This is a genomic window from Pseudomonas sp. Pseu.R1, from assembly GCF_045764065.1.
Classification (GTDB): Bacteria; Pseudomonadota; Gammaproteobacteria; order Pseudomonadales; family Pseudomonadaceae; genus Aquipseudomonas.
This window is the reverse complement of sequence record NZ_JBJGEE020000001.1, coordinates 874,129-899,864: the sequence shown is the minus strand read 5'-3', so window position 1 is coordinate 899,864 and position 25,736 is coordinate 874,129. Positions and strand designations below refer to the sequence as shown.

28 protein-coding genes and 1 pseudogene are annotated in these 25,736 nt (G+C 60.3%); 16 read left to right on the top strand and 13 right to left on the bottom strand.

From position 1 onward, the window contains the following. The 5 genes from cydB (at position 1) to ACI5GA_RS04345 (ending at position 3,685) form a co-directional block, all read left to right on the top strand. Entirely contained in the window at positions 1-1,143 is a 1,143-nt protein-coding gene (cydB, locus tag ACI5GA_RS04365) for a cytochrome d ubiquinol oxidase subunit II (RefSeq protein WP_404630493.1), read from the top strand. Positions 1,144-1,158: 15 nt separating this feature from the next. Further along, the gene (cydX, locus tag ACI5GA_RS04360) at positions 1,159-1,275 is read left to right on the top strand and encodes a cytochrome bd-I oxidase subunit CydX (protein WP_404630491.1); all 117 of its coding nucleotides are present in this window, start codon (positions 1,159-1,161) and stop codon (positions 1,273-1,275) included. Beyond that, positions 1,265-1,564, top strand: coding sequence for a cyd operon YbgE family protein (locus ACI5GA_RS04355; protein WP_421421890.1), 300 nt, complete (start codon positions 1,265-1,267; stop codon positions 1,562-1,564). Before cydX ends, ACI5GA_RS04355 begins: the two co-directional genes overlap by 11 nt. Positions 1,565-1,862: 298 nt before the next feature. Then, positions 1,863-2,783: a LysR family transcriptional regulator gene (locus ACI5GA_RS04350; protein WP_404630487.1), complete on the top strand. Its 921-nt coding sequence runs from the start codon at positions 1,863-1,865 to the stop codon at positions 2,781-2,783. Beyond that, on the top strand, positions 2,783-3,685 hold the full coding sequence (locus ACI5GA_RS04345) for a LysR family transcriptional regulator (protein ID WP_421421888.1): 903 nt from the start codon (positions 2,783-2,785) through the stop codon (positions 3,683-3,685). The genes ACI5GA_RS04350 and ACI5GA_RS04345 overlap by 1 nt, the downstream gene beginning before the upstream one ends. An 8-nt stretch (positions 3,686-3,693) precedes the next feature. Here the strand turns inward: ACI5GA_RS04345 and ACI5GA_RS04340 are convergent, their stop codons facing one another. Then, a complete protein-coding gene (locus ACI5GA_RS04340) occupies positions 3,694-5,622 on the bottom strand; it encodes a transglycosylase SLT domain-containing protein (RefSeq protein WP_421421887.1) in 1,929 nt (642 codons plus the stop codon). A 188-nt stretch (positions 5,623-5,810) separates the two neighbouring features. On the opposite strand from ACI5GA_RS04340, the gene ACI5GA_RS04335 reads away from it, so the two are divergent. Further along, positions 5,811-7,733, top strand: coding sequence for an ATP-binding cassette domain-containing protein (locus ACI5GA_RS04335; RefSeq protein ID WP_404630481.1), 1,923 nt, complete (start codon positions 5,811-5,813; stop codon positions 7,731-7,733). Positions 7,734-7,950: 217 nt separating this feature from the next. On the opposite strand, the gene ACI5GA_RS04330 is transcribed toward ACI5GA_RS04335, so the two are convergent. Further along, a complete protein-coding gene (locus ACI5GA_RS04330) occupies positions 7,951-8,394 on the bottom strand; it encodes a universal stress protein (RefSeq protein WP_404630479.1) in 444 nt (147 codons plus the stop codon). Between the two features lie 110 nt (positions 8,395-8,504). Here ACI5GA_RS04330 and ACI5GA_RS04325 point away from each other — a divergent pair, with 110 nt between their 5' ends. The 7 genes from ACI5GA_RS04325 to ACI5GA_RS04295 all read left to right on the top strand — a co-directional run bounded on the left by ACI5GA_RS04325 (position 8,505) and on the right by ACI5GA_RS04295 (position 16,945). Continuing rightward, positions 8,505-8,942, top strand: a complete 438-nt coding sequence (locus tag ACI5GA_RS04325) for a hypothetical protein (protein ID WP_421421884.1) — start codon at positions 8,505-8,507, stop codon at positions 8,940-8,942. A 598-nt stretch (positions 8,943-9,540) separates the two neighbouring features. Beyond that, the gene (gene fadB, locus ACI5GA_RS04320; RefSeq protein WP_404630475.1) at positions 9,541-11,688 is read left to right on the top strand and encodes a fatty acid oxidation complex subunit alpha FadB; all 2,148 of its coding nucleotides are present in this window, start codon (positions 9,541-9,543) and stop codon (positions 11,686-11,688) included. A 23-nt stretch (positions 11,689-11,711) separates the two neighbouring features. After that, on the top strand, positions 11,712-12,887 hold the full coding sequence (gene fadA, locus ACI5GA_RS04315; protein ID WP_404630473.1) for an acetyl-CoA C-acyltransferase FadA: 1,176 nt from the start codon (positions 11,712-11,714) through the stop codon (positions 12,885-12,887). Between the two features lie 102 nt (positions 12,888-12,989). Further along, positions 12,990-13,226 (top strand): DUF1653 domain-containing protein, encoded by a 237-nt coding sequence (locus ACI5GA_RS04310; protein ID WP_404630471.1) that lies wholly within the window; start codon positions 12,990-12,992, stop codon positions 13,224-13,226. Positions 13,227-13,336: 110 nt separating this feature from the next. Next, entirely contained in the window at positions 13,337-15,940 is a 2,604-nt protein-coding gene (gene topA / locus ACI5GA_RS04305) for a type I DNA topoisomerase (RefSeq protein WP_404630469.1), read from the top strand. 140 nt (positions 15,941-16,080) lie between these two features. Further along, complete coding sequence (locus ACI5GA_RS04300; protein ID WP_421421882.1) at positions 16,081-16,602, top strand: DUF6586 family protein; 522 nt, start codon at positions 16,081-16,083, stop codon at positions 16,600-16,602. Between the two features lie 106 nt (positions 16,603-16,708). Beyond that, the gene (locus ACI5GA_RS04295; RefSeq protein WP_093467610.1) at positions 16,709-16,945 is read left to right on the top strand and encodes a hypothetical protein; all 237 of its coding nucleotides are present in this window, start codon (positions 16,709-16,711) and stop codon (positions 16,943-16,945) included. 99 nt (positions 16,946-17,044) lie between these two features. On the opposite strand, the gene sulA is transcribed toward ACI5GA_RS04295, so the two are convergent. Both sulA and lexA read right to left on the bottom strand, forming a co-directional pair. Then, the gene (gene sulA, locus ACI5GA_RS04290) at positions 17,045-17,548 is read right to left on the bottom strand and encodes an SOS-induced cell division inhibitor SulA (protein ID WP_404630465.1); all 504 of its coding nucleotides are present in this window, start codon (positions 17,546-17,548) and stop codon (positions 17,045-17,047) included. Between the two features lie 11 nt (positions 17,549-17,559). Continuing rightward, entirely contained in the window at positions 17,560-18,168 is a 609-nt protein-coding gene (lexA, locus tag ACI5GA_RS04285) for a transcriptional repressor LexA (protein WP_404630463.1), read from the bottom strand. A 250-nt stretch (positions 18,169-18,418) separates the two neighbouring features. Here lexA and ACI5GA_RS04280 point away from each other — a divergent pair, with 250 nt between their 5' ends. Both ACI5GA_RS04280 and nagZ read left to right on the top strand, forming a co-directional pair. Continuing rightward, the gene (locus ACI5GA_RS04280) at positions 18,419-19,132 is read left to right on the top strand and encodes a TetR/AcrR family transcriptional regulator (RefSeq protein WP_404630461.1); all 714 of its coding nucleotides are present in this window, start codon (positions 18,419-18,421) and stop codon (positions 19,130-19,132) included. Between the two features lie 102 nt (positions 19,133-19,234). Beyond that, positions 19,235-20,233 (top strand): beta-N-acetylhexosaminidase, encoded by a 999-nt coding sequence (nagZ, locus tag ACI5GA_RS04275; protein WP_421425436.1) that lies wholly within the window; start codon positions 19,235-19,237, stop codon positions 20,231-20,233. A gap of 56 nt (positions 20,234-20,289) precedes the next feature. Here the strand turns inward: nagZ and ACI5GA_RS04270 are convergent, their stop codons facing one another. The 7 genes and pseudogenes from ACI5GA_RS04270 to ACI5GA_RS04240 all read right to left on the bottom strand — a co-directional run. Beyond that, complete coding sequence (locus ACI5GA_RS04270) at positions 20,290-20,943, bottom strand: HAD-IA family hydrolase (protein ID WP_421421881.1); 654 nt, start codon at positions 20,941-20,943, stop codon at positions 20,290-20,292. 76 nt (positions 20,944-21,019) lie between these two features. Continuing rightward, positions 21,020-21,232 (bottom strand): hypothetical protein, encoded by a 213-nt coding sequence (locus ACI5GA_RS04265; RefSeq protein WP_421421879.1) that lies wholly within the window; start codon positions 21,230-21,232, stop codon positions 21,020-21,022. A gap of 88 nt (positions 21,233-21,320) precedes the next feature. Continuing rightward, complete coding sequence (locus ACI5GA_RS04260) at positions 21,321-21,794, bottom strand: periplasmic heavy metal sensor (RefSeq protein ID WP_421421877.1); 474 nt, start codon at positions 21,792-21,794, stop codon at positions 21,321-21,323. Then, positions 21,791-22,225 (bottom strand): hypothetical protein, encoded by a 435-nt coding sequence (locus ACI5GA_RS04255; protein ID WP_421421875.1) that lies wholly within the window; start codon positions 22,223-22,225, stop codon positions 21,791-21,793. Before ACI5GA_RS04255 ends, ACI5GA_RS04260 begins: the two co-directional genes overlap by 4 nt. Next, on the bottom strand, positions 22,222-22,818 hold the full coding sequence (locus tag ACI5GA_RS04250) for an RNA polymerase sigma factor (protein ID WP_421421873.1): 597 nt from the start codon (positions 22,816-22,818) through the stop codon (positions 22,222-22,224). Before ACI5GA_RS04250 ends, ACI5GA_RS04255 begins: the two co-directional genes overlap by 4 nt. Before the next feature lie 102 nt (positions 22,819-22,920). After that, a complete protein-coding gene (locus tag ACI5GA_RS04245) occupies positions 22,921-23,241 on the bottom strand; it encodes a YXWGXW repeat-containing protein (protein WP_404630449.1) in 321 nt (106 codons plus the stop codon). Positions 23,242-23,344: 103 nt separating this feature from the next. Further along, positions 23,345-23,545 (bottom strand): annotated as a pseudogene (locus ACI5GA_RS04240) (glutamine synthetase family protein); the annotation flags it as partial. Between the two features lie 105 nt (positions 23,546-23,650). Between ACI5GA_RS04240 and ACI5GA_RS04235 the strand changes: the two are divergent. Continuing rightward, on the top strand, positions 23,651-23,908 hold the full coding sequence (locus ACI5GA_RS04235) for a hypothetical protein (RefSeq protein WP_421421872.1): 258 nt from the start codon (positions 23,651-23,653) through the stop codon (positions 23,906-23,908). Positions 23,909-24,130: 222 nt separating this feature from the next. On the opposite strand, the gene ACI5GA_RS04230 is transcribed toward ACI5GA_RS04235, so the two are convergent. Beyond that, entirely contained in the window at positions 24,131-25,075 is a 945-nt protein-coding gene (locus tag ACI5GA_RS04230; protein ID WP_404630445.1) for an ABC transporter substrate-binding protein, read from the bottom strand. Between the two features lie 335 nt (positions 25,076-25,410). After that, positions 25,411-25,635 (bottom strand): DUF6555 family protein, encoded by a 225-nt coding sequence (locus ACI5GA_RS04225; RefSeq protein ID WP_093467628.1) that lies wholly within the window; start codon positions 25,633-25,635, stop codon positions 25,411-25,413. Positions 25,636-25,736: the final 101 nt, after the last annotated feature.

Genomic DNA, 25,736 nt, shown 5'->3' with positions numbered 1-25,736 from the left:
ATGTTCGATTACGAGACACTCAAACTCATTTGGTGGGTGCTGGTCGGCGTGCTGCTGATCGGCTTCGCCCTGACCGACGGCTTCGACCTGGGCGCCGCGATGCTGATGCCCTTCGTGGGCCGTGACGACAACGAGCGGCGGGTGGTGATCAACACCATCGCGCCGCACTGGGACGGCAATCAGGTGTGGTTGATCACCGCCGGTGGTGCGTTGTTCGCTGCCTGGCCGCTGGTCTACTCGGCGGCGTTTTCCGGGTTGTACTGGGCGCTGTTGCTGGTGCTGTTCGCGCTGTTCGTGCGGCCGGTGGGCTTCGACTACCGCAGCAAACTGGAAAACACCCGCTGGCGACAAAGCTGGGACTGGGGCCTGTTCGTCGGCGGTCTGGTGCCTTCGCTGGTGTTCGGTGTGGCCTTCGGCAACCTGCTGTTGGGCGTGCCGTTCCAGTTCGATGACACCCTGCGCTCCAGCTACCACGGCAACTTCTTCCAGTTACTCAGCCCGTTTGGTCTGCTGGCTGGCGTGGTCAGCCTGAGCATGCTCGGCCTGCACGGCGGCAGTTGGTTGATGATGCGCACCGAAGGGGCGATTGCCCGTCGCTCGCGGCGTGCAGCGCAGTGGCTGTCGCTGGTGTTCCTGCTGTCGTTCGTCGCAGCCGGTGCGTGGCTGTTGCTGGGTGGCATTCAAGGGTTGGCGATCACCTCGACGTTCGATGCAGGTGCCGCGCTGAACCCGCTGGCCAAGACCGTTGAAGCCACCAACCCAGGCTGGATGGCCAACTATCACGCTCATCCGCTGACCGTGATTGCGCCACTGCTGGGCATTTTTGGTGGTTTGCTGGCGCTGCTGGGGGCCAGTGCGGGGCAGGGCAGAACCGCGTTTCTGGGCAGCAGCCTGGCGATCGTCGGTGCGCTGTGCACGGCGGGCTTTGCGATGTTCCCGTTCGTGATGCCGTCGAGCCTTGATCCCGCGTCGAGCCTGACTGTGTGGGACGCGGTGTCCAGCCACAAGACCCTGATCATTATGATGGTGGCGGCGAGCATTTTCGTGCCGTTGATCCTCTGCTACACGTTGTGGTGCTACGCCAGGATGTGGGGCAAGGTCACCACCGCACACATCGACCAGAACCCCCACGGCCTGTATTGAAGAGAGGACGACATCATGTGGTATTTCGCCTGGATCCTTGGCGTATTGCTGGCTTGCAGTTTTGGCATCATCAACGCCCTGTGGCTGGAGTCCTCGGACGCCAGTGCCGCGGAGAACGGTCGTGATCGCTAAGGCGCTGAACGCACCTTTCAGGCATTCCATCAGTCGGGCCTTGTCCCTGCTGATGGCGGTGCCACTGAGTCTGGTGCTGCTGATCCACCCGGCGTCGATGCTTGACGCCAACGGCCACTATTCCCACAACCTGCTGATGCTGATCATGTGGGGCGTGGCGGCGGGTTTCGTCCACGGTGTGGGCTTTGATCCTCGGGCGTTGGTATGGCGGGTAGTGTTTCACCCGCTGCTGGGGTGGGGCCTGATGGCGCTGGGGTTCGGAATCTGGGGGATGGCGCGGGTCGCCTGATGGCGCATCGAGCTGCTCTTGATTCTGGCTGGAGGCCGTAGGAGCGAGGTTTGCCCGCGATCTGGCGCGCAGCGGCAGCGAAACCAGTACCTCTGTTGTATCAGATACAACGCGGTGGTTGGGTTTACTGCCAGTTCCCGGCAGATCGCGAACAAGCCTCCCTCCTACGGCCTTCGGCCAGAAGCGACGATTTCATTACAGCTTCTGGCGCACTCCGTCTCGCCGACGTTAGCGGTTTAAATTGCGCCTCACCTTGCTACTATCGCGTCCATTCGCCTCCGTTTTTCGCCGAGCCCCCATGGACAGATTTCAGGAAATGCAGGTCTTCATTGCCGTATGCGAGGAGCGCAGCTTCGCCACGGCTGCCCGGCGCTTGAACATGTCCGCCCCCAGTGTCACGCGGGCAGTCGCAGCGCTGGAAAAGCGCATCGGTACCCTGTTGCTGTCACGCACCACGCGCAGCGTGCACCTGAGCGAAGCCGGGCAGCGCTACCTCACCGATTGCCGTCGCATCCTCAGTGAACTCGAAGAGGCCGAAGACTCCGCAGGCGGCAGCATCGCCGCGCCCGTCGGGCAACTGACGGTCACTGCTTCGTTGCTGTTCGGAGAGCTGTTCGTCATGCCGTTGGTGGTGGGTTATCTGCAGGAGCATCCCGGTGTCAGCGTGAACGCCTTGTTGCTGGACCGGGTCACGCAAATGGTCGAGGAAGGCATCGATGTTGCGGTGCGTATCGGCCATTTGATGGACAGTAGTCAGCATGGCGTGAAAGTCGGTGAGGTGCGCCGTGTGCTGTGCGCATCCCCCGGTTACCTCGCCATACACGGGCGTCCGAAACACCCCTCGGATCTGAAAGAGCACCGTCTGATCGTCTCGTCTGCCAGTGTGCTGGTGCGTCGCTGGGCATTCATGGAGGACGGCAAGCCGTTGAACGTTGATTTACAGACCCGCCTGACCGTGTCCGCTAACCAGGCCGCGATCACCTCGGCCAGAATGGGTTGGGGCATCACTCGCGTGTTGTCTTATCAGGTCGCCAGCCAAGTGGCGAGCAGGGAGCTGGAACTGATCCTGGAAGATTTCGAAGAGCCGCCGCTGCCGATTCACGTCTGTTATCAGGCTGAGCGCAAGGTCTCGGCCAAAGTGCGGACGTTCGTCGATTACTGCGTCCAGCGCATGCAGCAAGATCCGGCCATTCAGGCCGTGGGGCGGGAGCGTCGCTGATGGAGCGCCATCGGCAGATGACCATCTTTGAGGCCGTAGCCCGCGAACAGGGACTGGCTGCGGCTTCAAGGGCGCTGGACGTATCCGAGGCCACGGTGAGTCGGTCTCTGGCGGCGTTGGAAAAACGCCTCGGTACCCGGCTGTTGGAGCGCAGTACCCGAGGTGTAATGCTGACCGACGCGGGTCGGCAGTTCGCCAGTGATTGCACGCGGTTGTTGCGGGCGGTGGACGAAGCGGACGCCTCGGCCAACGGGCTGCACAGTGAACCTCGCGGACTGCTGACCGTGGTCACGCCGCTGTTGTTCGGCGAACGCTTGTTGATGCCGATAGCGCTGGACTTTCTGGACGCCTGGCCGGGAATCGAAATGACGGTGGCGTATCAGGATCGTTTTCCCAACCTGCACGAAGAGGGTGTCGATGTCGCGGTGTTGATCGGTGCCTTGCCCGACGCGTACATGGTCGCGCGCAAGGTGGGTCACGTACGGCAGATGATTTGCGCCAGCCCGGCCTACCTCGAACATCATCCTGCGCCCGTCACGCTGAATGAGTTGAACGGGCATTCGCTGGTGTTCTGTAGTGCTGACAACCGGGTTCTGGAATGGCGATTTCAGCGCAACGGGTCGCTGCGCAGCGTGGCGCTGAAGCCGACGCTACGTTGCACCACGCAGGTCGCGGCCCTTGATGCGGCGCTCGGAGGGGCAGGGTTGGCGTCGTGCCTGAGCTATCAGGTGCACGAGCACCTTGAAGCGGGGCACCTGCTCCCCGTGCTGGAAGCCTTCGAGCCGGAGCCGCTGCCCGTGTACCTCATTTATCGGGAAGGGCGGCGCGCCTCGGCACGGGTGCGCAGCTTCGTCGACTTTGCCGTCGAACGCATGCGACAGCTCCCGATGCTGGTCAGTTGAATCCGTCCTTACAGATCATCGAAAAACCGTTCATGCCAATCCACCAGCGGCTGTGGTGCGTTGAGCTTCTGGCCGTAGATCACTGCGTAAGACAGCACGTTCTGCACATACTGGCGGGTTTCGTCGAACGGTATGCTTTCGACCCAGACGTCGAACGCCAAGTGGTTCGCGCCCTTGAGCCACTGGCGGACCCGGCCTGGCCCGGCGTTGTAGGCCGCTGACGCCAGCACGCGGTTGCCGTTGAACTGGCCGTGGATCTGGCTCAGGTACGCCGCACCCAACTGGATGTTGGTGTCCGGGTTAAGCACCTGGGCGGGGGAGGCCAGCGGAATGCTGAACTTGCGGGCGGTCTCTTTGGCAGTGGCTGGCATCAATTGCATCAGGCCGCTGGCACCGACGCTGGAGCGGGCGTCGTCCATGAACGCGCTTTCCTGACGGGTGATGGCAAACACCCAGCTCGAATGCAGACCGCGAATCTGTGCTTCGCGCACCAGCGTGTCGCGGTGAGCCATCGGGAATCGAATGTCCAGATCGTCCCAGTACTGCGCTTGGCTGATGGTACGAATGGCCGGGAAGTACCAGCCCATGTCGTAGGCCAGTTTCGCCTGAGCCACCATTTCATCGCGGGTGAAGTGGCGGGTGACGTGGTACCACTCGCGACGACCGTTCACCACTTCGCCGCGCTGGTAAAACTCCAGCGCCCGGCGCACGCCTGGAGTGTTGCGCACTTTGTTGATCGTCGCCTGGCTCAGCATCAGTGGTTTGTTGTTGAGCATGTAAGGGGTCTGCGTGCGATCAGCGGCGAGGAAACCGTAGAAATCACGCTCCTTGGAGACCGCGCGGTACAGCGCTGGCACCTGTGGGTTGTTCGGTTGCGACAGCTCCAGCGCACGGGCCTGCCAATAACGCCAGCGGTTGGTGGTGGCCAGGTCCTGCGGCAGTCGGCGGGTCAGTTCGTAGGCATCGCCCCATCGGCCAAGGCGCAGCAACAGGCGCAGGCGCCATTCGGTGACGGTGTTGTCCTTCAAGTCAGGGTCGTATCTGGTCATGACCTCAAGGGCGCGGTCATCGTAGCTGCGCGCCAGGGTCAGGCCGATTTCCTTGGCGATCTGCACCTGTTCTTCATGGGAGAAATGCAGCACGGGGGCGTAGCTGTCCAGCAGCTCCATCGCCCGTTGCGGGTCCTGTTTGGCCAGGCGTCGCAGGCCCAGTCCCACCACATCGGACATTGCCTCGTCGGCGGGCATGAACTGGCCCTGGTTGTTGACCATTTCCGGCTTCTGCGCGACCGCGATCAGCAAGCGACCCTGAGGGGCGAGGGTGGTCATGCTGTTGACCAGTTGATTGGCCAGCGCGTAGTTGCGCGCCTGAGCGGCCAGTTTGGCGCGCTGCCAGCGTTTCTGCTCGGTGAGCTGACCCTCAACCGCCCATTGGGTGAACAGGGTGTCGCAGGCGGTCGGCAGGGTCTTGCCGGTCATCCAGAGCTTTTCGGCGTTGGCGTAACCTTCAGAGCGCATATTGTGGCTGAGCTGGTAGGTGCCATAGAGGCAATCCAGCTCGGTGAAATTGAGTTTCGGGTCGTAATACTGGACGAATGGCTGCCAATCGCCACGGGAAGCCAGCAGGCGCAACCAACGCAATTTCATGAAATTGGCCTGCGGCAGGTCGCCGTGCGCGGCCAGAAACTTCTGAACTTCGTCGTTGCTGGCAGTGTTCAGACGAGCGGTCAACTCGTCGTAGGCCAGATAAGGTTCCAGTGGATAATCGGCCAGGGCCGAGGCGTACATCCGATAGGGGCCGGTATCGCCTTTGGCCAGCGCACGTTTGGCTTGATCGTAATATTGACGTTGGGTGGTGATATCGACCGCTTGGACGGACTGGGCAGCGGTGGCCGACAGAAGCAGGCAGGACAAAAGGCTGAACAAACGACTGCGCATGAGACTTCCGTGCAGATGAACGGTGAAAAGTGCCGCTAGCTTAGCGTGTTGCCTGCGCGGGGTGAAAGGGCTCGCTTGTTGGTTGTCATAGATGGATACAAACCGTTGTGGTTGGCATCAGAGTAAGAATCCAAAGCCATACCTCACACATCTCAGGTAGAATGCGCGCCCGGTTTTTGGAGAAGCTCATGACCCTGCTCAAATTAAGCGATGTGTCCCTTGCGTTCGGCGCCATGCCGTTGTTGGACAAGGTGTCCTGGCAGATCGCCCGTGGTGAGCGGGTGTGCATCATCGGTCGTAACGGCACCGGCAAGTCCAGCATGCTGAAACTGGTCAAGGGTGTGCAGTTGCCCGATGACGGCAGCGTCTGGCGTGCGCCGGGCCTGAAAATCGGTGAACTGCCACAGGAGTTGCCCGTAGCCGATGGCCGTACCGTATTCGATGTCGTGGCCGAAGGTCTGGATGGCGTGGGCGCCTTGCTCGCCGAGTACCACCACCTGAGCCAGAACATCGTTACCGCCGAAGACCTCGACAAACTGATGCACGTGCAGTCGGACCTCGAAGCCCGTGACGGCTGGCGCCTGCAGCAACTGGTCGAAAGCACCCTGAGCCGTCTGCAGTTGCCCGCCGACAAGACCCTGGCCGACCTCTCCGGTGGTTGGCGTCGTCGCGTGCTGCTGGCCCAGGCATTGGTCGCCGAGCCTGACCTGCTGCTGCTCGACGAACCGACCAACCACTTGGACATCGGCGCCATCGCCTGGCTCGAAGAAGCATTGAAAGATTTCCAGGGGGCGGTGCTGTTCATTACCCACGACCGCTCTTTCCTGCAAAACCTGGCCACGCGCATTCTTGAGCTGGACCGCGGCGGCTTGATCGACTGGAACGGCGATTACGCCAGTTTCCTGGTGCACAAGGAAGCCGCGCTGGCCGCCGAAGAAACGGCCAACGCGCTGTTCGACAAGCGTCTGGCGCAGGAAGAAGTGTGGATCCGCCAGGGCATCAAGGCTCGCCGGACCCGCAACGAAGGCCGGGTACGTGCCCTCAAGGCGCTGCGTGTCGAGCGCAGCCAGCGTCGTGAACGCACTGGCAAGGCGAACATTCAGCTGGACACCGCCGAAAAGTCCGGCAAGCAGGTGATGGTGCTGGAAAACGTCAGCTTCGCGCACCCGGGTGGCCCGACGTTGATCAAGGATTTTTCCATGGTCCTGCAGCGTGAGGACCGCATCGGTCTGCTGGGGGCCAACGGCACGGGCAAGACCACGCTGCTCAAGCTGATGCTGGACAACCTCCAGCCGACCTCGGGCACCGTTGAGGTCGGCACCAACCTGGAAGTGGCCTATTTCGATCAGTTACGCCATCAACTGGACCTGGAAAAGACCGTCATCGACAACATTTCCGAAGGTCGGGACTTCATCGAGATCGACGGTCAGAACCGCCATGTATTGAGCTATCTGGGCGATTTCCTGTTCAGCCCTCAGCGTGCCCGTACTCCGGTCAAGGCGCTGTCCGGCGGTGAGCGCGCCCGTTTGCTGCTGGCCAAGCTGTTCAGCAAGCCCGCTAACCTGCTGGTACTCGACGAGCCGACCAACGATCTGGACGTCGAAACCCTCGAACTGCTCGAAGAAGTGTTGTCGAACTTCAAAGGCACCGTGCTGATGGTCAGCCACGACCGGGCGTTTCTCGACAACGTGGTCACCAGCACGCTGGTGTTCGAAGGCGAGGGTAAGGTGCGTGAATACGTCGGCGGTTATCAGGACTGGCTGCGTCAGGGCGGCTCGCCGCGTTTGCTGGGGGTGACGGAAAGCAAATCCGGCAAGGCTGACCTGAATTCAGCGATTGTCGAGCCGGTGGCCGCTGCGCCTGCGCCGGTTCAGGAAGCTGCTCCGGCGGCGAAAAAGAAACTCAGTTATAAGCTGCAACGAGAGCTGGAAGCGTTGCCGGGTGAGATCGATGCCAAAGAGCAACAGATCGCAGCGGTTCAGGCCGACATTGCCAATCCGGGCTTCTATCAGCGCCCTGCGGCTGAAACCACTCAGGTGCTGGCTTCTCTTGAGCAGTTGAACAAAGAGCTGGATGCGCTGGTCGAGCGTTGGGCTGAACTCGACGAGTAACGGATCAGGTCGGCCGTAATCCTTGCATGCGCCAGCAAGTCGGCTCCTGCAAGGTTCGGCGTCGAACACAATCCCTGGATCTGGCTCGATTTCTGTGGGAGCCGCCTTGGTGGCGAAAGCGGTGAATCAGTTACGTGGCCGGTAGCTGAAGCACCGCTTTCGCCAGCAAGCCGGCTCCCACACCAAGTGCACGGCTTGCGATGGATCGGGCGGCTACTTACTCGGCGCGCTTAACCAGTCGTACCGCCAATACGTCACACGGTGCGCCATGCAGCACGTCATTGGCGGTGGAGCCCAGCAGCAGCGACAGGCCGTGACGGCCATGGCTGCCCACGACGATCAGATCGACCTTGTGCTCCTTGGCCAGTTGATGGATTTCCTGGCGCGGCTGGCCGTAGGTCAGGTGGCTGTCACCGGTTTTCACTTCCGGGTATTTGAGTTTCAGGGCCTCCAGCTTTTCCTTGGCTTGGTCGAATTGCTGTTGTTGCAATTGCGACAGGTCCATCGGCACGTCGCCGCCAAAGGCCATGGCCATGGGCTCGACGATATGCACCAGCGACAGTTTGGCGTTGGTGCCCAGGGCCAGATTCATGGCCTTCTTGATGACCGGATCGCACTCTTCAGTGAGGTCCACGGCAACCAGAATATGTTCATAGGACATGGGATGTTCCTTCTGAGGTCTGCGATGATTTTGATTATGGCTCTTTTCACGCGCCTCATGGCACGCCGTCATGTTTCGCTCGTCGCTCCCCGCGACAGGGGCATAGACATATGACGGTGTGGATAGTGCTGTCAATCATTGCGGTGGTACTGAGTCCTCTGGTATGGCTGCGCCCATCTCGATCCCAGAGCGGCCGGATGGCGATTCGTCTGGCCGCACGGCGCATGGGGCTGGCCATGCAACTGATGCCCCAAGAGTGGCCGCACTGGCTACCCGTCGAGCCTCCCAGCCCTTGCGCCCAATATCATCGGCCCCGCAGCCGGCGCGACCCTGATACGTGGACTTATTGGCAAACGACGCCAGGAACCTGGGTCAATCAATGGCGTGAACCCTGTGAGGATGCTCGGTTGCTGGGCCATTTTCAGACGTTGCCTGCGGACGTCTATAAAATCGAAGCCAGCCAGCAGATGCTGGCGCTGTACTGGGCCGAGCGGGGCAATGAAGAAGTGTTGCAACGCGTTGCCGTGGTGCTGAAAGCCCTGGCCTAAATCGGAACAAGGCGCTCACATCAAATCGCAGGCATTAAAAAGCCCGATAACAACATCGGGCTGGGGGTTGGCCAGGCAGGCCGTAATTCTGTTAGCGCTTCATTCGTGACGTTTTGCGGTGCAACACCGCAAAAGAACGCTCAAATTCGTTTCACTCCAAAAACCGAAAACGACCCGTCTTGATGCGCAGTGCGGTGAATGTAGACCTTATTGGTGCATTTGTCTGCTGTGGATCCCGATTTTTTTCGGTATTTGCGCACCGGTCGTCGCTTTACGTGTTTAGTCATCCCTTCATTCATTGAACGTGATCATTTTGCTGAATGGTCGTTTATCAAATGTGTCTTTTACCTGTGATTTGCCGGTTTTGTCCGCTGTCGGGCGAATTGACAATTGCTGGAATATGGCAGAAGGTAGGCGCACCCAAATCAAACGGGCGTATGAATTGAGTGTTTGCCGTAGGAATGCTCTGACAGACGCCCGAATCGCGTCGACGGGGTAACTGGCGTTTGGTGTTCGCAACCACGAAAACGTCGTGATTTGCGCCGGATTTCAGCGTCTGACGCGTATTGTTCAGCTTCCATATCGTGGAGATCAGTTGATGATTTACGAAGGTAAAGCCATCACGGTTAAGGCTCTTGAAAGTGGCATCGTCGAATTGAAATTCGACCTCAAGGGTGAGTCCGTCAACAAGTTCAACCGCCTCACCCTCAACGACCTGCGCCAGGCGGTCGACGCCATCAAGGCCGACGCCTCGATCAAGGGCGTCATCGTCACCAGCGGCAAAGACGTGTTCATCGTCGGCGCCGACATCACCGAATTCGTCGATAACTTCAAGCTGCCGGACGCCGAGCTGATCGCCGGTAACCTTGAAGCGAACAAGATCTTCAGTGACTTCGAAGACCTGAACGTGCCGACTCTGGTGGCCATCAACGGCATCGCGCTGGGTGGCGGTCTGGAGATGTGTCTGGCAGCGGATTTCCGCGTCATGTCCACCGAAGCCAAGATCGGCCTGCCGGAAGTCAAGCTGGGCATCTACCCGGGTTTCGGCGGCACCGTGCGCCTGCCGCGTCTGATTGGCGTCGACAACGCTGTCGAATGGATCGCGTCGGGTAAAGACAATCGCGCCGAAGACGCCCTGAAAGTGGGCGCTGTCGATGCGGTGGTCGTGCCGGAGAAACTGCAGGACGCTGCACTGGACCTGATCAAACGCGCCATTTCCGGCGAGTTCGACTTCAAGGCCAAGCGTCAGCCGAAGCTGGACAAGCTGAAACTCAACGCCATCGAGCAGATGATGGCTTTCGAAACCGCCAAAGGTTTCGTCGCCGGTCAGGCAGGCCCGAACTACCCGGCGCCGGTCGAAGCGATCAAGACCATCCAGAAAGCCGCCAACTTCGGTCGCGACAAGGCGCTGGAAGTCGAAGCTGCGGGCTTCGTGAAGATGGCCAAGACTTCGGCTGCCGAAAGTCTGATCGGCCTGTTCCTGAACGATCAGGAACTGAAAAAGAAAGCCAAGAAGTATGACGAAGTCGCCAAGGACGTGAAGCAGGCTGCCGTGTTGGGCGCCGGCATCATGGGTGGCGGTATCGCCTATCAGTCGGCGGTAAAAGGCACGCCGATCCTGATGAAGGACATTCGTGAAGAGGCCATCCAACTGGGTCTGAGCGAAGCGTCGAAACTGCTGGGAAAACGCGTCGAAAAAGGTCGCCTGACCCCGGCGAAGATGGCCGAAGCGCTGAGCGCGATCCGTCCGACTCTGTCCTACGGTGACTTTGCTCACGCGGATCTGGTGGTCGAAGCGGTGGTCGAGAACCCGAAAGTCAAACAGGCCGTATTGGCCGAAGTGGAAGGGCAGGTGGGGGAAGACACCATTCTGGCCTCGAACACCTCGACCATCTCCATCAGCCTGCTGGCCAAGGCACTCAAGCGGCCTGAGAACTTCGTCGGCATGCACTTCTTCAACCCGGTGCACATGATGCCGCTGGTCGAAGTGATCCGTGGTGAGAAGTCCAGCGAAGTCGCGGTCGCGACCACCGTGGCCTACGCCAAGAAAATGGGCAAGAACCCGATCGTGGTCAATGACTGCCCGGGCTTTTTGGTCAACCGCATCCTGTTCCCGTACTTCGGCGGCTTCGCCAAGCTGGTCAGCGCGGGTGTGGACTTCGTGCGCATCGACAAGGTCATGGAGAAGTTCGGCTGGCCAATGGGCCCGGCATACCTGATGGACGTGGTCGGCATCGACACCGGCCACCACGGTCGTGACGTCATGGCCGAGGGCTTCCCGGACCGCATGAAAGACGACCGTCGCTCCGCCGTTGACGCGCTGTATGACGCCAACCGCCTGGGCCAGAAGAACGGCAAAGGCTTCTACGTTTACGAGACCGACAAGAAGGGCAAGCCGAAGAAAGTCGTCGACGCTTCCGTGCTGGAAGTGCTCAAGCCGGTCATCTACGAGCAGCGTGAAGTCAGCGATGACGACATCATCAACTGGATGATGATCCCGCTGTGCCTGGAAACCGTGCGCTGCCTGGAAGACGGCATCGTCGAGACGGCGGCCGAGGCCGACATGGGCCTGATCTACGGCATCGGTTTCCCTCCGTTCCGCGGCGGTGCGCTGCGCTACATCGACTCGATCGGTGTGGCTGAATTCGTTGCCCTGGCTGACCAATACGCTGATTTGGGCGCTTTGTACCACCCCACTGCGAAGCTGCGTGAAATGGCCAAGAACGGCCAGCGCTTCTTCGGTTAAGTGCCCAACGAACAGGTGAGAATATGAGCTTGAATCCGAGAGACGTCGTGATTGTCGACTTCGGTCGCACACCGATGGGCCGCTCCAAGGGTGGCATGCACCGTAACACCCGTGCCGAAGACATGTCGGCGCATCTGATCAGCAAACTGCTGGAGCGCAACTCCAAGGTCGACCCGGCTGAAGTCGAGGACGTGATCTGGGGCTGCGTCAACCAGACGCTGGAGCAAGGCTGGAACATCGCGCGCATGGCGTCGTTGATGACCCAGATCCCGCACACCTCGGCGGCCCAGACCGTCAGCCGTCTGTGCGGTTCGTCCATGAGCGCGTTGCACACTGCGGCTCAGGCGATCATGAGCAACAACGGTGACGTTTTCGTCATTGGCGGCGTCGAGCACATGGGCCACGTAGGCATGATGCATGGCGTCGATCCGAACCCGCACCTGTCGCTGTATGCGGCCAAGGCTTCGGGCATGATGGGCCTGACCGCCGAAATGCTCGGCAAGATGCACGGCATCACCCGTGAAGCACAGGATGCATTCGGCGTTCGCTCGCACCGTCTGGCGCACCAGGCCACCGTGGAAGGCAACTTCAAGGACGAAATCATCCCTATGCAAGGGTATGACGAGAACGGCTTCCTGAAGATGTTCGACTACGACGAAACCATTCGTCCCGAGACTTCGCTGGAAAGCCTGGCGACGTTGAAGCCGGCGTTCAACCCCAAAGGTGGCACCGTGACGGCGGGTACATCGTCGCAGATCACCGACGGCGCTTCCTGCATGATCGTGATGTCGGGCCAGCGGGCGATGGATCTGGGCATTCAGCCGATGGCGGTGATTCGCTCCATGGCGGTGGCGGGTGTCGACCCTGCGATCATGGGGTACGGTCCGGTTCCGGCGACCCAGAAAGCGCTCAAGCGCGCGGGTTTGAGCATTAACGACATCGACTACTTCGAGCTCAATGAAGCCTTCGCGGCGCAGGCGCTGCCAGTGCTGAAAGATTTGAAAGTGCTCGACAAGATGGACCAGAAGGTTAACCTGCACGGCGGCGCGATTGCGTTGGGTCACCCGTTCGGTTGCTCGGGGGCGCGCATTTCCGGCACGCTGCTCAACGTCATGAAGCAGAAGGGCGGCACCCTGGGTGTAGCCACCATGTGCATTGGCTTGGGTCAGGGCATTTCCACCGTCTTCGAACGCGTTTGATCGGTGTGAGTGTTCAAGCCGGGGCCACGTGCCCCGGCTTTCGTTTTTGTCGGGAAACGTTTTTTGAAAGTTTTTTTAAGCGTAATCCGTGAGGTCCGCAGCATGCAGTTACAGCCAGGTCTCTATCGTCACTACAAAGGCCCCGAGTACCGTGTTTTCGGTGTCGCGAAGCATTCCGAGACTGAAGAGGCAGTGGTGTTCTATCAGGCCCTGTATGGCGAATTCGGGCTGTGGGTGCGCCCGCTGAGCATGTTTCTGGAGTCGGTCGAGGTTGACGGCGAGCAAGTGCCGCGCTTTGCTTTGGTGCAGGCCGAACCTGACCTTTTTTCACGGTCATGAGGCGAGACCTTGCAGTAGCCTCTGCTTGACCTCACCTTGTAGCCACTATATATAGCGGGGCCTCGACGGCTCCAACGTCTTTTTTTCTTGCATTAGGAATTTTCCGATCCATGGGCAAATCGCTGGTCATTGTGGAATCCCCGGCTAAGGCCAAGACCATCAACAAGTACCTGGGCAGCCAGTACGTGGTGAAGTCGAGTATCGGCCATATCCGAGACCTGCCTACCAGCGGTTCGGCTGGCGCTGCGAAAGAGCCCGCCGCCAAGAAGGGCAAGACGGCTTCCGAAGCGCCTGCATTGTCGGCCAAGGAAAAAGCCAAACGCCAACTGGTGGCGCGCATGGGCGTCGACCCCGAGCACGGCTGGAAAGCCAAGTACGAAATCCTTCCCGGCAAGGAGAAGGTGATCGACGAGCTGCGCCGTCTCGCCAAAGACGCTGACACCATCTATCTCGCAACGGACTTGGACCGCGAAGGGGAGGCCATTGCCTGGCACCTGCGGGAAGCCATTGGCGGTGACGACGAGCGCTACAAACGTGTGGTGTTCAACGAAATCACCAAGAAAGCTATCCAGGAAGCCTTCTCCAAGCCGGGAGAGCTGGACATCGCCCGGGTCAACGCCCAGCAGGCCCGCCGCTTCCTGGACCGCGTCGTGGGCTACATGGTTTCGCCGCTGCTGTGGCAGAAGATCGCCCGTGGTCTGTCTGCGGGTCGTGTGCAGTCGGTTGCCGTGAAGCTGGTGGTCGAGCGTGAGCGCGAGATTCGTGCGTTCATCCCCGAGGAATATTGGGAAGTTCACGCCGATCTGGGCACCTCCAAGGGCGCCAATGTGCGCTTCGAGGTCGCCCGCGAGAACGGCGAAGCGTTCAAGCCACTGAACGAAGCCCAGGCCATGGCAGCGCTGGAGAAGCTCAAGGCGTCGTCCTACAGCGTCGCCAAGCGTGAGGACAAACCGACCAGCAGCAAGCCGTCGGCACCGTTCATCACCTCTACGTTGCAGCAGGCGGCGAGCAATCGTCTGGGCTTCGGCGTGAAGAAAACCATGATGATGGCCCAGCGTCTTTATGAGGCGGGCTACATCACTTACATGCGTACCGACTCGACCAACCTGTCGGCCGACGCGGTGGCCATGGCCCGCGCCTACATCGAGAACGAGTTCGGCAAGAAATACCTGCCGGACTCGCCGAACGTCTACAGCAGCAAGGAAGGCGCACAAGAGGCTCACGAAGCGATTCGTCCCTCCGACGTCAACACCCACCCGAGCAAGCTGTCGGGGATGGAGCGTGACGCCGAGCGTCTGTACGACTTGATCTGGCGCCAGTTCGTGGCCTGCCAGATGCCACCTGCGCAATACCTGTCGACCACTGTCAGCGTTGCGGCGAGCGAGTTCGAGCTGCGCGCCAAGGGCCGTATTCTGAAGTTCGATGGCTACACCCGTGTGCTGCCACAAATGAGCAAGCCAGGCGATGACGCTGTGTTGCCGGAAATGGCCCAGGGCGAGACGCTGAAACTGATCAAGCTCGATCCGAGCCAGCACTTCACCAAGCCGCCTGCGCGTTACTCGGAAGCGAGCCTGGTGAAAGAGATGGAAAAGCGCGGAATCGGCCGTCCATCGACCTATGCGGCGATCATCTCGACCATTCAGGACCGTGGCTACGTGGCGCTGCACAACCGCCGCTTCTACTCGGAAAAAATGGGCGACATCGTCACCGAGCGCCTGTCCGAAAGCTTCTCCAACCTGATGGACTACGGCTTCACTGCCGGGATGGAAGAGAACCTCGACGATGTGGCCCAGGGCGAGCGTGACTGGAAAAACGTACTCGACGAATTCTACGGCGACTTCAAGAAGAAGCTGGAAGTGGCCGAGGTGGCGGGCGGCGGCATGCGTGCCAACGAGCCGGTGATGACCGACATTCCGTGCAAGGTCTGTGGTCGCCCAATGCAGATTCGGACGGCGTCCACTGGTGTGTTCCTAGGCTGCTCGGGCTACAGCCTGCCACCGAAAGAGCGTTGCAAGGCTACGGTCAACCTGACGCCAGGCGATGAAATTGCTGAAGATGACGAGGGCGAATCGGAGTCCCGCGTGTTGCGTGGCAAGCATCGCTGCCCAATCTGCAGCACGGCGATGGACGCTTATCTGCTGGACGAGAAGCGCAAGCTGCACATCTGCGGTAATAATCCTGATTGCGCAGGCTACGAAATCGAAGAGGGCAGCTATCGCATCAAGGGCTACGAAGGCCCGAGCGTCGAGTGCGACAAGTGTGGCGGCGAAATGCAGCTCAAGACCGGCCGTTTCGGCAAATTCTTCGGCTGCACCAATTGCAAGAACACCCGCAAGCTGCTCAAAAATGGCGAGGCGGCGCCGCCGAAGATGGACCCGGTCAAGATGCCGGAGCTCAAGTGCGAGAAGGTCGACGACACCTACATCCTGCGTGACGGTGCCTCGGGGTTGTTCCTGGCCGCCAGTCAGTTCCCGAAAAACCGCGAAACCCGCGCTCCGTTGGTGCTGGAAATCGTGCCGCACAAGTCCGAGATCGATCCGAAGTACCACTTCCTGTGCGAAGCGCCACAGAAGGACCCGGATGGCCGTCCAGCGGTGATCCGCTACAGCCGCAAGTCCAAAGAGCAATATGTACAGACCGAGGTGGATGGCAAGCCTACCGGCTGGCGTGCGTTCTACGATGGCGGCACCTGGAAGGTCGAAGACAAGCGTTGATCGCCTGATGCCGCACAGAAAGCGGCTGGCAAGCGAAGGCGCTTTGCGTTAAAAGAATCCCTCGGTGGCTGTCCTGTGCATCGAGGGATTTTTTTGCCTGGCGTGCTCGTTCACATTCATTGATGGGGAGGCCACAAGTCATGGCTCACGAACTCTATACCCGCACCAACCAGAAGCTGTTTTTCGCAGGTCTTGCCCTTGAAGCCATGGCCAAGGCGTCCACCAGCACCGCCATGAACGCGCAAGGCCTTGTGCAAGCGGAGCGCGAGTCCGCTGTGTTCCATTTGTATGGCGCGCTGTTGGGGTTGTGCCACGAAATTGCCGGTTTCTACCGTCTGCCTCAAGCGACGACGTCTCGGGCTGAAGACCTGCTGACGCCCAAGGTGCTGGAGGCGATTGCCATTCCAGAAATGGCTGAACTGGTCGAATTGGCCGGGCAGCGTGAAACCTGGCTTGCGCAATTGCTGGCGTCCTACAACGCGCTTTTTCAGCCGCCTCGCGCACCGAAGAAGCCAAAAGGTGACGTGACGCAGCCGCTGATCATCGCGGTGGGTGTCGAGGACGAAGCCGAGCCGGAACTGACCCGCGAAGAAATGGAAAGCTGGCGACAGCAGCTCAAGGGCCTGGCGATCCGCTTTCGTGAAGGGCTGAGTGAGTGCTGAGGCGTTCCTGATATCGCATCACCGGGCGTCAGGGCATTTCGAGCGAGGTCTAGGGCATGTGTCATCAGGCTGTTATACTGCGCGCCTTTCGTGGAGAACTGTCCTGATGCCAACCTCTTTTCTGGAAATTGTCGAACTGCCTGACGGCCGCATCGAGTTGCGCCGTGCCGAGGATGAAGGGTCTCTGGTGACCTTGAATTTCTCCGAGGATGCCAAGGCATTTCTGCAAGGCCAACACGTTGAAGTCGCCAAGGCGATGCTCAGTGTGGGTGTGCAAATGGCCGGTCGTCTGGCTGAAGGCGAACTGACCAAAGAAGAAGAGGGGCCTCGCGTCCTGCATTGATCCTTTATGGATCAATCTCGTATTACCTGTCTGGCGGCTTCTCTATCACGCAGAAGCCCCGCTCTCTGTCGTCTTTGCCCTGTGTGTCGCCTGGCTGAATCAGCCCAGGCGAATGTTCAAGCTTTGCGCGTCACCCGCTCGCGCCGCATTGATGAGTTGCTGCTTCGCACTGCCTGAAATCGGATTGACCCAGCTGACCACGGTGTGGCTGCGGCCCAGTCGCAGGGCTTCGCGTGTCAATTCCAGTGCGGTTTGGGTGCCCCGCGGGTGCATCAGGATAATGCGTTCCCGGTTCAGACCTGCGTCCCTCAGCCATGCTTGAGTCACGCTGGTGGGTGGGGCAATCAGGGTCAGCCAGCGATCGCTTCGACCTTCGCTCAGGTCGCGCAGGATGGGTGCCAGCAGGTTCAGGCAGTTCCCCGCCGCACCGCGCAATGACAATTCACTGAAGACCTCAGGCTCATTGCTCCAAGGCGCTTCGACGATGTCGTCAAGCACCGGGATCTGGCGAAGAGGGGTGTCCAGTAGCTGTGCGCGGGGCATCATGAATGCATCGAACAGCGGCAGTTGTGCGTGTTGTTGCGGTGTCTGTGGGAACTGCATAAACGTTCTCCTTAGCGGCGAATCACGCCGACGCTCAACCCTTCAATGACCAGATCCTGCTCTTTCAGATTGACTTCGATAGGCGCGAATTCAGGATTCTCGGCGATCAGCCAGACCTTGCTGCCTTCGCGCTTGAAGCGTTTGACGGTGACTTCGTCGCCAATCCGTGCGACGACAATCTGGCCGTTGCGGGCTTCGCGGGTTGTGTGGACGGCCAGCAGGTCGCCGTCGAGAATGCCGACGTCCTTCATGCTCATGCCGTGGACGCGCAACAGGTAGTCGGCACTTGGATGAAAGAAGGCCGGGTTGATCGCCAGAGATTCCTCGACGTGCTGCTGCGCGAGAATCGGTGCACCCGCGGCGACCCGGCCAATGATCGGCAGGCCGCTTTCCTCGGTCTTGGCTTCGAAGCCGGGAATGCGAATGCCACGGGAGGCGCCCGGGGTCATTTCGATGGCGCCCTTGCGAGCGAGCGCCTTGAGGTGCTCTTCGGCGGCATTGGGGGATTTGAATCCGAGTTCCTGAGCGATTTCCGCGCGGGTAGGCGGGTAGCCGTTGTCTTCCAGGCAGCGTTTGATGAAGTCCAGGATTTCGGCTTGGCGTGACGTCAGTTTGATCATGTGAATCGCTCTGTCTTTTTATACAGTGACTGGAATTATATACAGTGATCGTGACTTGGCAATCCTCCTTTTCAAGTCCATCCCGCGCAACCGGGAATGAATGCCCTCGCGGCAAATCATGGGAATGGCTATAAGCCGTGATTTCTATGGTTAAATGCCGTGACTGATCAGACAGAAAGCGAACAGCCAGGGTTGACAGGCGGTCGGCTGAAACGTATGTTTCAAACAAGTGTTTGTCAGGCGAATAACCATGGCTCAGTCCGAAACAGTTGAACGAATTCTCGATGCTGCGGAGCAGCTTTTCGCGGAAAAGGGTTTTGCGGAAACATCGTTGCGGCTGATCACCAGCAAGGCGTCGGTCAATCTGGCTGCAGTCAACTACCACTTCGGTTCGAAGAAGGCGTTGATTCAGGCTGTCTTCTCCCGTTTCCTCGGCCCGTTCTGTGCCAGTCTCGACAAGGAGCTTGAACGCCGTCAGGCCAGGCCCGAGCACAAACCCACGCTGGAAGAATTGCTGGAAATGCTTGTCGAACAGGCCTTGGTCGTACAGCCTCGCAGCGGCAATGATCTGTCCATTTTCATGCGCCTCCTGGGCTTGGCGTTCAGCCAGAGCCAGGGTCACTTGCGTCGTTATCTGGAAGACATGTACGGCAAGGTCTTCCGTCGCTACATGTTGCTGGTCAACGAAGCGGCGCCGCGTATTCCGCCCATCGAACTGTTCTGGCGCGTGCACTTCATGCTGGGTGCGGCCGCATTCAGTATGTCCGGTATCAAGGCACTGCGCGCGATTGCCGAGACCGATTTCGGCGTGAACACGTCCATCGAGCAGGTCATGCGCCTGATGGTGCCGTTTCTGGCGGCAGGCATGCGCGCCGAAACCGGTGTGACGGATGCTGCCATGATCAGCGCACAGCTCAAGCCGCGCAACAAGAGCACTGCGCCCGCAGCGGCCGCCAAAGTCTGATTTGCCCTTCAGGGGTGCAGCGCATTTGCATCGCACCCCTCGATCCCGCACCATGCCGCTCTGAGCAATGGTTGTTGAAGGATCTTCGTTATGAGTTCTGGCCTGCAAGGCTCCCTGATGGTGGACATCGCCGGTACCTGGCTGACGTCCGAAGACCGTCAGTTTCTGCGTCACCCCGAAGTGGGCGGCCTGATCATTTTCGCCCGCAACATCGAAAGCCCTCGGCAGGTGCGTGAATTGAGTGCGTCTATCCGCGCGATTCGCCCTGATCTGTTGCTGGCGGTCGATCAGGAGGGCGGGCGGGTGCAGCGCTTGCGTCAAGGTTTTGTGCGCTTGCCCGCCATGCGTGCCATCGCCGACAACCCCAATGCCGAGCACCTTGCCGAGCAATGCGGCTGGCTGATGGCAACTGAAGTGTTGGCGGTAGGGCTGGACCTCAGTTTTGCGCCTGTGCTTGACCTGGATTACCAACGCAGTGCGGTGGTGGGCAGCCGCTCGTTCGAAGGCGATCCGCAGCGTGCGGCGCGCCTGGCAGGTGCGTTCATCAAAGGTATGAATGAGGCCGGAATGGCGGCCACTGGCAAGCACTTTCCCGGTCATGGCTGGGCCGAGGCAGACTCCCATGTGGCGATTCCCAACGACGAGCGCAGTCTGGAGGTGATTCGCGCCAATGATCTGGTGCCGTTTGCGCGTTTGAGCAAGCAATTGGCGGCGGTCATGCCCGCTCACGTCATCTACCCGCAAGTCGACAACCAGCCTGCCGGTTTTTCCCGTCGCTGGTTGCAGGACATTCTGCGCGGAGAGCTGGGCTTTGATGGCGTGATTTTCAGTGATGATCTTTCGATGGCCGGGGCGCATGTGGTGGGCGATGCCGCGAGCCGAATCGAAGCCGCACTGACGGCGGGTTGCGACATGGGGCTGGTGTGCAATGACCGCGCAGCGGCCGAGTTGGCGTTGAGTGCTGCGCAGCGTATGAAAGTCACGCCTCATGCCCGTATCGCCAGAATGCGTGGGCGGGGCCTGGCAACGACGGAATACCGCCAGCAACCCCGCTGGCTCGAAGCGCTCGGCGCCCTGCGTGCGGCTCAACTGATCGATTGATTCATCGCCCGGGGAAACGCCGCCGGGCTTGCGCGATGTTCTGCGTGGAGACAGATTTAGCGGGGGTGCAATGTCAGCCAGCCGTGCGCGTTGGCGGTTACGCCATATTGGTCGTAGCTGAGCAGCGATGCGTGAGCGGTTTCAAGCGCGCGCCTGTGTGTCGCGGTGATCACCATGACGTGCGCGCCAGCCGCCTCGGCCGCTGCGATGCCTGCGGGGGCGTCTTCGAACACCAGGCAATCTTCAGGCTTTACACCGAGCTTGCGGGCGGCGAGCTGAAAACAGTCCGGCGCCGGTTTTCCCTGCTCGACGTCTTCGGCAGCGACCATGATCGAAGGCAACGGCAAGCCCGCGGCCTGAATTCGGCGCTCTGCCAACAACCGCGGGGCAGACGTCACCACTGCCCAGCGATCGGTGGGCAAGGCGGCGAGAAACGCCGCTGCACCTTCTATGGACACCACCCCTTCGACGTCATCCGTTTCAGCCTGTGCCAGCAACGCTGCCTCGCGCTCTGGATCGACACCCGGCAGGTCCAGGCGACGAAGGGTGTCGATGCAGCGCACGCCGTGAATGTTGGCCAACAGCGCCTCGACATCCAGCCCCTTGCTTTGCGCCCACTGGCTCCAGACCCGCTCGGCGGCGGCGATGGAATTGGTCAGCGTGCCATCCATGTCGAATAGAAACGCGGCGAATGTGTGCTGTTTCAGCATTGCGTTGGCCCCTTGCCTGGTAGGTGTCGACAGGTTCGGGATGCTAGCACGGCGCTGTCAGCACGGCGCAGCGTACTCAGTAACGGCGCCAGTGTCCCGGCACCCACAGCCAGGCGTTGCCAGCCCAGCGATAATGTCCGCCCACCCATTGTGCGCCGGGAGCGGGCATGACCGGGACCACTTCAACCGGTGGTGGAGGGCGGCGTGGGTGCACAGTTTCGACAACGCAACCGGACAGTAAAAGCGTCACGGCCATGGCCAGAAATACAGCTTTGGTTTTGTGCGACATGAGGAATCCTCGAGACGTCTGGCCCTCGTCTGGTTGACGGAGCGTTCAAGGGTTAAACGCGACAATCGGAAAAATCCGTCGCCGGACTTCAATCGTTGACGGGGCTGGCCCTTTTCCCCTGACGTCGGGCGGTCATGGCGTCGGCGAGGGTTTGGCGTTCGTCGGCGGGCAGGCTGGCCGCGAAGTCAGCCAGTGTGGCGTCGACCCGTGTCCGAAGCGTGATGTCGGCGGCGCGCGCCCGGTCCAGATCTTCATCCAGTGCGTTACGATCCAGCGCAGGGGCCTTGAGACGACGCACGACATCCTGATGGGCCTCCCGACTGGCCATGATCAATGGCTGATTGCCGGCGCGGGTTTCGCGCAGCATGTGGCGCAATTGATTGCGTCGGGCTTCGGGCAATTGAGCCAAGGCCTGACGCAAGCCGTGCTGAACCATGGCGCCTTGCGCGCGAGGATGACTGGACCATTGGTAAACCCCACCGGCCACTGCGCCGATCAGGAAAACGTTGCCCAACAGCGAGGCGATCAGCAGGGTTCTGAGGCGTTTTGGGGATTGAATCATTGTTCCGCCTCATCAGCATCCAGGCTGAGTATCAGATCAGCATCTGCGTGGTCGAAGATGCTCGGCAACACGTCCGGTGAGCTGGATATCGGCAGGCTGAGCGAGGCGACCAGCATGCCGGTGGCGATACCAGCCAGGCCGACGCCGACGAATCCCAGGCGTGACCACCAGTCAGCGTAACGTGCCCAGAACGAAAGACGCGGCGTTGTGAATGCCGATGCCACCGTCCGTTTTATCAGCACCCAGTCCGGCGCGGGCGCAACGTGACGGTCGAGTTGTTGGTCAAGCCAGGCGGCGTCTTGAAGGGCGGATCTGGCTGCGGGGTCATCGCAGGCGAGCAACTGTCGGGCGCCCTCACGATCGGCGTCCGGCCAGCGGTTCAGGTCTGCGCCGTAGGCCTGTGCCAGGTGTACAAAGCGTTCAGGCGTCATCGCGTTCCTCTCCTTGGGGGGCGCTTGTCTTCGGTGACGGCAAGCGCTGACTCGGCTAAATGGCGACGCAAATTGCGTCGCGCTCTGGACAACAGGCTTTCCAGCGCTTCGACACTGATCTCCATGAGGGCTGCAGCCTCGGTGTTGGACAATTCCTGGTAGTACTGCAGGACGATGGCCTCTCGCTGCCTGTCCGGCAGCGCCGCCAGAGCGGCGGCCATTTGTGCGTTCTGCCCGTCGGCCTGGCACTGTTCATGCGGAGCAGGCGCGGGGTCGGCGATCTCGATCAGGCGCACGTCATCGTCCAGCGGTGTTTCCTTGCGACGACGCATGCGGTCGTAGCACAGGTTCAACGTGACGCGGTGCAGCCAGGTGTCGAAACGCGCGTGTCCGCTGCGCCAGTTGCCGGCGGTTTTCCATATCCTGAGAAAGCTTTCCTGTGCCACGTCGCGGGCCTCTTCGGCGTCACCCAGCAAGCGACTGGCCAGCGCCAGAAGGCGCGGGAGCTTGCGTGACACCATTTCTTTCACGGCTTCCGGTTCGTTGTTGCCGATGCGGGCCAACAGCTCAATGTCCGGATCAGGTTCTTTCAATATGGCGTCTCGGTCGATGGCGGGGGCTGCCCTGCTCAGTCAAGAACTGGCGGGGGAGGTCGGAAATGTCCTGTAACTACAGACCACAGCCCCGCCATAGGTTCAGCGCACCCAGCGACCTTCTATCCAGTACCAATTAGGTCCGCGGGCTTCCCAGTGACCGGGTTGCCAGCGAGCGTTGTGGCGTACTGGCTGCCAGTGTCCCGGCACCCACACGTATTGCCCACGCTGCCAGCGCCAGTGGCCCTGGTCCCAGGCATAACCGGGGCGCGCCACTGGTACCGGCTCCATGCGCACAGGCGGTGGCGCCTGACGGATGATGATTTCTTCCCGGGCGTAGGTCGGCGTGCTGGCCAAGGTGGCGAGGGCGACCGGAATGAGCAAGGCATAGCGTAATTTCGCCAGAGATCGTGCTGCGCTCATGACAACTCCTTCAAACCTGCACACGAAGTGAGTGCAGTTGAGGGGTTAAACGCAGCACGTCGGAGAATCCGTCGCGCCATTTCGATTTATTTTTCGACGGCTCGATTCCCGCCAACATGGCGGCCGCCGCGAGATAAGGGTTGGCGTCGGCGCCACAGACGCGGTGTTCGATGTGTCGACTGTTGGCCGGGCCGCCGGGGATACGCAGGCTGACGGTACGGTTATCCACGCCCCAGGTAGGGGCCAGCGGCGCGTAGCTGTTGGCTTGGAAGCGTTGGTAGGAGTTGGCGTCGAGGATGAACAGCTCGAACAGTTCGATGTCAGGGTGGTGTGCCAGAAAATCACGGGCGCTTTCTACGGGTGCGAATTTCATCGATCTCTCGCTTGCGCCATGGGGGCGCGCGGGGCCGTGCCTGACAACGGAGAGTCTGGCGAGCAGGCGCAGGGTTGTCATGGCAGGTGGACCGAAAAAAAGGCGGAAAAGGAGGAGGCTGGCGCGGTTTTCCAGCGCGCTCAGGCGAGCGATGAAGTGTCCGGCGGGCGTGTGGAGTGGCGTACTTTGGCGCGGCGCAACGCCACGGGCAGGTTGGTGACGCTCATCTTAAGGGTCCATCCGGTCGACGAGGGCAGTGAGGAGGTCTCACTGTTGATTGGCGACGGTTATTGAGTAGACCGGTTTGGCCGAACCTGCGAGCGCCGAGTGATCTGTGTGAGGGAAAACTGGGAAAGTCAATGTGGAGTCGTGCTGAAAGTTGTCCACGAAAATCGTGAATATCTCTGTGGATAACCTGCTGTAAGCCCTTAAATGAAAGGGCTTACTCACAATGGTCGATTAATGATCAGTTCTTTCAATCGTGCTGATCGGCATCGCCAATTGTCAGAAAATGGTTCAGTGGAAGGCGCTGTTGAAGGAGGTGTCGATCACGCTTTGGGTCTCGAACGCTTTCGGCAGCGCGCCGGTCTGCACCAGAAAATCGGCTGTGCTTTGGTAGTCTTTCGCGGCTTCGGCGTCCACCGGTCCGATGCTCATGTCAGCCTGTCCAATCCAGTGACGTGAAACGGCCTGATCAAGATTGGCTTTTTTGGCCCACAGGTCTGCATAGGTTTCCTTGTTCGCCTGCACCCAGGCACGGGCTTTTTGCAGGCGCCCCAGGAAGTCGGCGATGGCGGCACGTTTGGGCTCGATCGAGTGGGCGTTCGCCGCGATGCTCGACAGACCTGGCATCAGGCCGCGTGCGGTGATGATCGGTCGGGCGCCCGAGAACACCTGTTGCTGCGAGATGTAGGGTTCCCACACCGGGAAGGCGTCGATGCTGCCTTGTGGCAGAGCAGCTGCGGCATCGATGGGCATCAGTTTGACGAACTCGACGTAATCCTTGGGCAGACCGGCTTTCTCCAGCGCGCGAAGGGTCAGTTGCTGGCTCCAGGCGCCAGGCCAGTAAGCGACCTTCTTGCCTTTGAGGTCCTGGATGGTTTTGGCGGGCGAGTCCTTGGGCACCAGCAGGGCGATGGTGTCCGGGTTCTGGCGAGACACGCCGATCAGTTTGACTGGCGCGCCCTTGGCAGCGAGGAAGATAAACCCGGAGTCCCCCAGAAAACCCAGATCCAGCGCTCCAGCCTCCAGGCCTTCGGCCACAGGGGCTGCGGACTGGAAGTGCTTCCAGTCGACGTTGTAGGGCGCGTCTTTCAGCACGCCGGAGGCTTCGACGGAGGCGCGGACGTTGTAGTAGTTCTGATCCCCGATGACCAGGGTGACAGGGCTGGCCGCATGGGCGAACGGAGTGAGCAGGGCCAGTGAAATCAGGCCGTGACGGAGGAAGCTGGACAGGGTCATTGCGGTGTCTCGATGAGTGTCGGTCGAGCGAGGTGATGCCGACGTGGAAGATTGAAGCGGTCAGGATCGGCCTGAGCGTGGAGCGGGGATTGCAGGGGATGTGCCAGACGGCATTCGCCTTGGGTGGCGCGTCAACAGGCGCATTGGCACCGGAAGCAGGGGATTTGGCGCGGGGTGGGTTTTCTCGACGGTACATCTGCTGCGCCGGCTGTTGGCGTATTCAGCATGTTGCGGATTGGGTGTTGCTCAGCGAACAGTGTTTCGATTGACCGGATATCGACCGGCCCCGCTCATGCGCGCGCGGCACATCAACGGGGTCGCCTCGGAACGGAAGGTCAGGATTCCGCCCACTCCACATCCGTCAATCCCAATTGCTCGGCTTTGGGCTTGCTGACTTTCGGCACTTTATCGGATCGGTACTTCGGGATCTGCCCAAACCCTGCATCCACGGACGCCCAATGCCAGGCCGAGGCGTTGTCCATGGTTTCAGCGCTGATGTAGAAGCTCTTGTACTTACCGTGCAGCAGATAATCGATTCTGAAATGCTTGTACTGTGCCACTCTCGCAAACCTCCCTATCAGTCGCTCACATTCCCTTGAGTCGGATCTGGCGGGAAAATTCAGTCGAATTATTTCTTTCGTTGCCAAACGGTTACGCGTGG

Excerpts from the sequence above, each read along its gene's own strand:
- cydB (WP_404630493.1), top strand. The coding sequence starts at position 1 with ATGTTCGATTACGAGACACTCAAACTCATTTGGTGGGTGCTGGTCGGC.
- topA (WP_404630469.1), top strand. The coding sequence starts at position 13,337 with ATGGGCAAATCGCTGGTCATTGTGGAATCCCCGGCTAAGGCCAAGACC.
- sulA (WP_404630465.1), bottom strand. The coding sequence starts at position 17,548 with ATGCAGTTCCCACAGACACCGCAACAACACGCACAACTGCCGCTGTTC.
- ACI5GA_RS04245 (WP_404630449.1), bottom strand. The coding sequence starts at position 23,241 with ATGAGCGCAGCACGATCTCTGGCGAAATTACGCTATGCCTTGCTCATT.
- ACI5GA_RS04255 (WP_421421875.1), bottom strand. The coding sequence starts at position 22,225 with ATGACGCCTGAACGCTTTGTACACCTGGCACAGGCCTACGGCGCAGAC.
- ACI5GA_RS04280 (WP_404630461.1), top strand. The coding sequence starts at position 18,419 with ATGGCTCAGTCCGAAACAGTTGAACGAATTCTCGATGCTGCGGAGCAG.
- ACI5GA_RS04325 (WP_421421884.1), top strand. The coding sequence starts at position 8,505 with ATGACGGTGTGGATAGTGCTGTCAATCATTGCGGTGGTACTGAGTCCT.
- ACI5GA_RS04270 (WP_421421881.1), bottom strand. The coding sequence starts at position 20,943 with ATGCTGAAACAGCACACATTCGCCGCGTTTCTATTCGACATGGATGGC.
- ACI5GA_RS04265 (WP_421421879.1), bottom strand. The coding sequence starts at position 21,232 with ATGTCGCACAAAACCAAAGCTGTATTTCTGGCCATGGCCGTGACGCTT.
- ACI5GA_RS04300 (WP_421421882.1), top strand. The coding sequence starts at position 16,081 with ATGGCTCACGAACTCTATACCCGCACCAACCAGAAGCTGTTTTTCGCA.
- ACI5GA_RS04335 (WP_404630481.1), top strand. The coding sequence starts at position 5,811 with ATGACCCTGCTCAAATTAAGCGATGTGTCCCTTGCGTTCGGCGCCATG.
- ACI5GA_RS04345 (WP_421421888.1), top strand. The coding sequence starts at position 2,783 with ATGGAGCGCCATCGGCAGATGACCATCTTTGAGGCCGTAGCCCGCGAA.
- ACI5GA_RS04350 (WP_404630487.1), top strand. The coding sequence starts at position 1,863 with ATGGACAGATTTCAGGAAATGCAGGTCTTCATTGCCGTATGCGAGGAG.
- lexA (WP_404630463.1), bottom strand. The coding sequence starts at position 18,168 with ATGATCAAACTGACGTCACGCCAAGCCGAAATCCTGGACTTCATCAAA.
- ACI5GA_RS04295 (WP_093467610.1), top strand. The coding sequence starts at position 16,709 with ATGCCAACCTCTTTTCTGGAAATTGTCGAACTGCCTGACGGCCGCATC.
- ACI5GA_RS04310 (WP_404630471.1), top strand. The coding sequence starts at position 12,990 with ATGCAGTTACAGCCAGGTCTCTATCGTCACTACAAAGGCCCCGAGTAC.
- ACI5GA_RS04330 (WP_404630479.1), bottom strand. The coding sequence starts at position 8,394 with ATGTCCTATGAACATATTCTGGTTGCCGTGGACCTCACTGAAGAGTGC.
- ACI5GA_RS04340 (WP_421421887.1), bottom strand. The coding sequence starts at position 5,622 with ATGCGCAGTCGTTTGTTCAGCCTTTTGTCCTGCCTGCTTCTGTCGGCC.
- cydX (WP_404630491.1), top strand. The coding sequence starts at position 1,159 with ATGTGGTATTTCGCCTGGATCCTTGGCGTATTGCTGGCTTGCAGTTTT.
- ACI5GA_RS04230 (WP_404630445.1), bottom strand. The coding sequence starts at position 25,075 with ATGACCCTGTCCAGCTTCCTCCGTCACGGCCTGATTTCACTGGCCCTG.
- fadB (WP_404630475.1), top strand. The coding sequence starts at position 9,541 with ATGATTTACGAAGGTAAAGCCATCACGGTTAAGGCTCTTGAAAGTGGC.
- ACI5GA_RS04260 (WP_421421877.1), bottom strand. The coding sequence starts at position 21,794 with ATGATTCAATCCCCAAAACGCCTCAGAACCCTGCTGATCGCCTCGCTG.
- fadA (WP_404630473.1), top strand. The coding sequence starts at position 11,712 with ATGAGCTTGAATCCGAGAGACGTCGTGATTGTCGACTTCGGTCGCACA.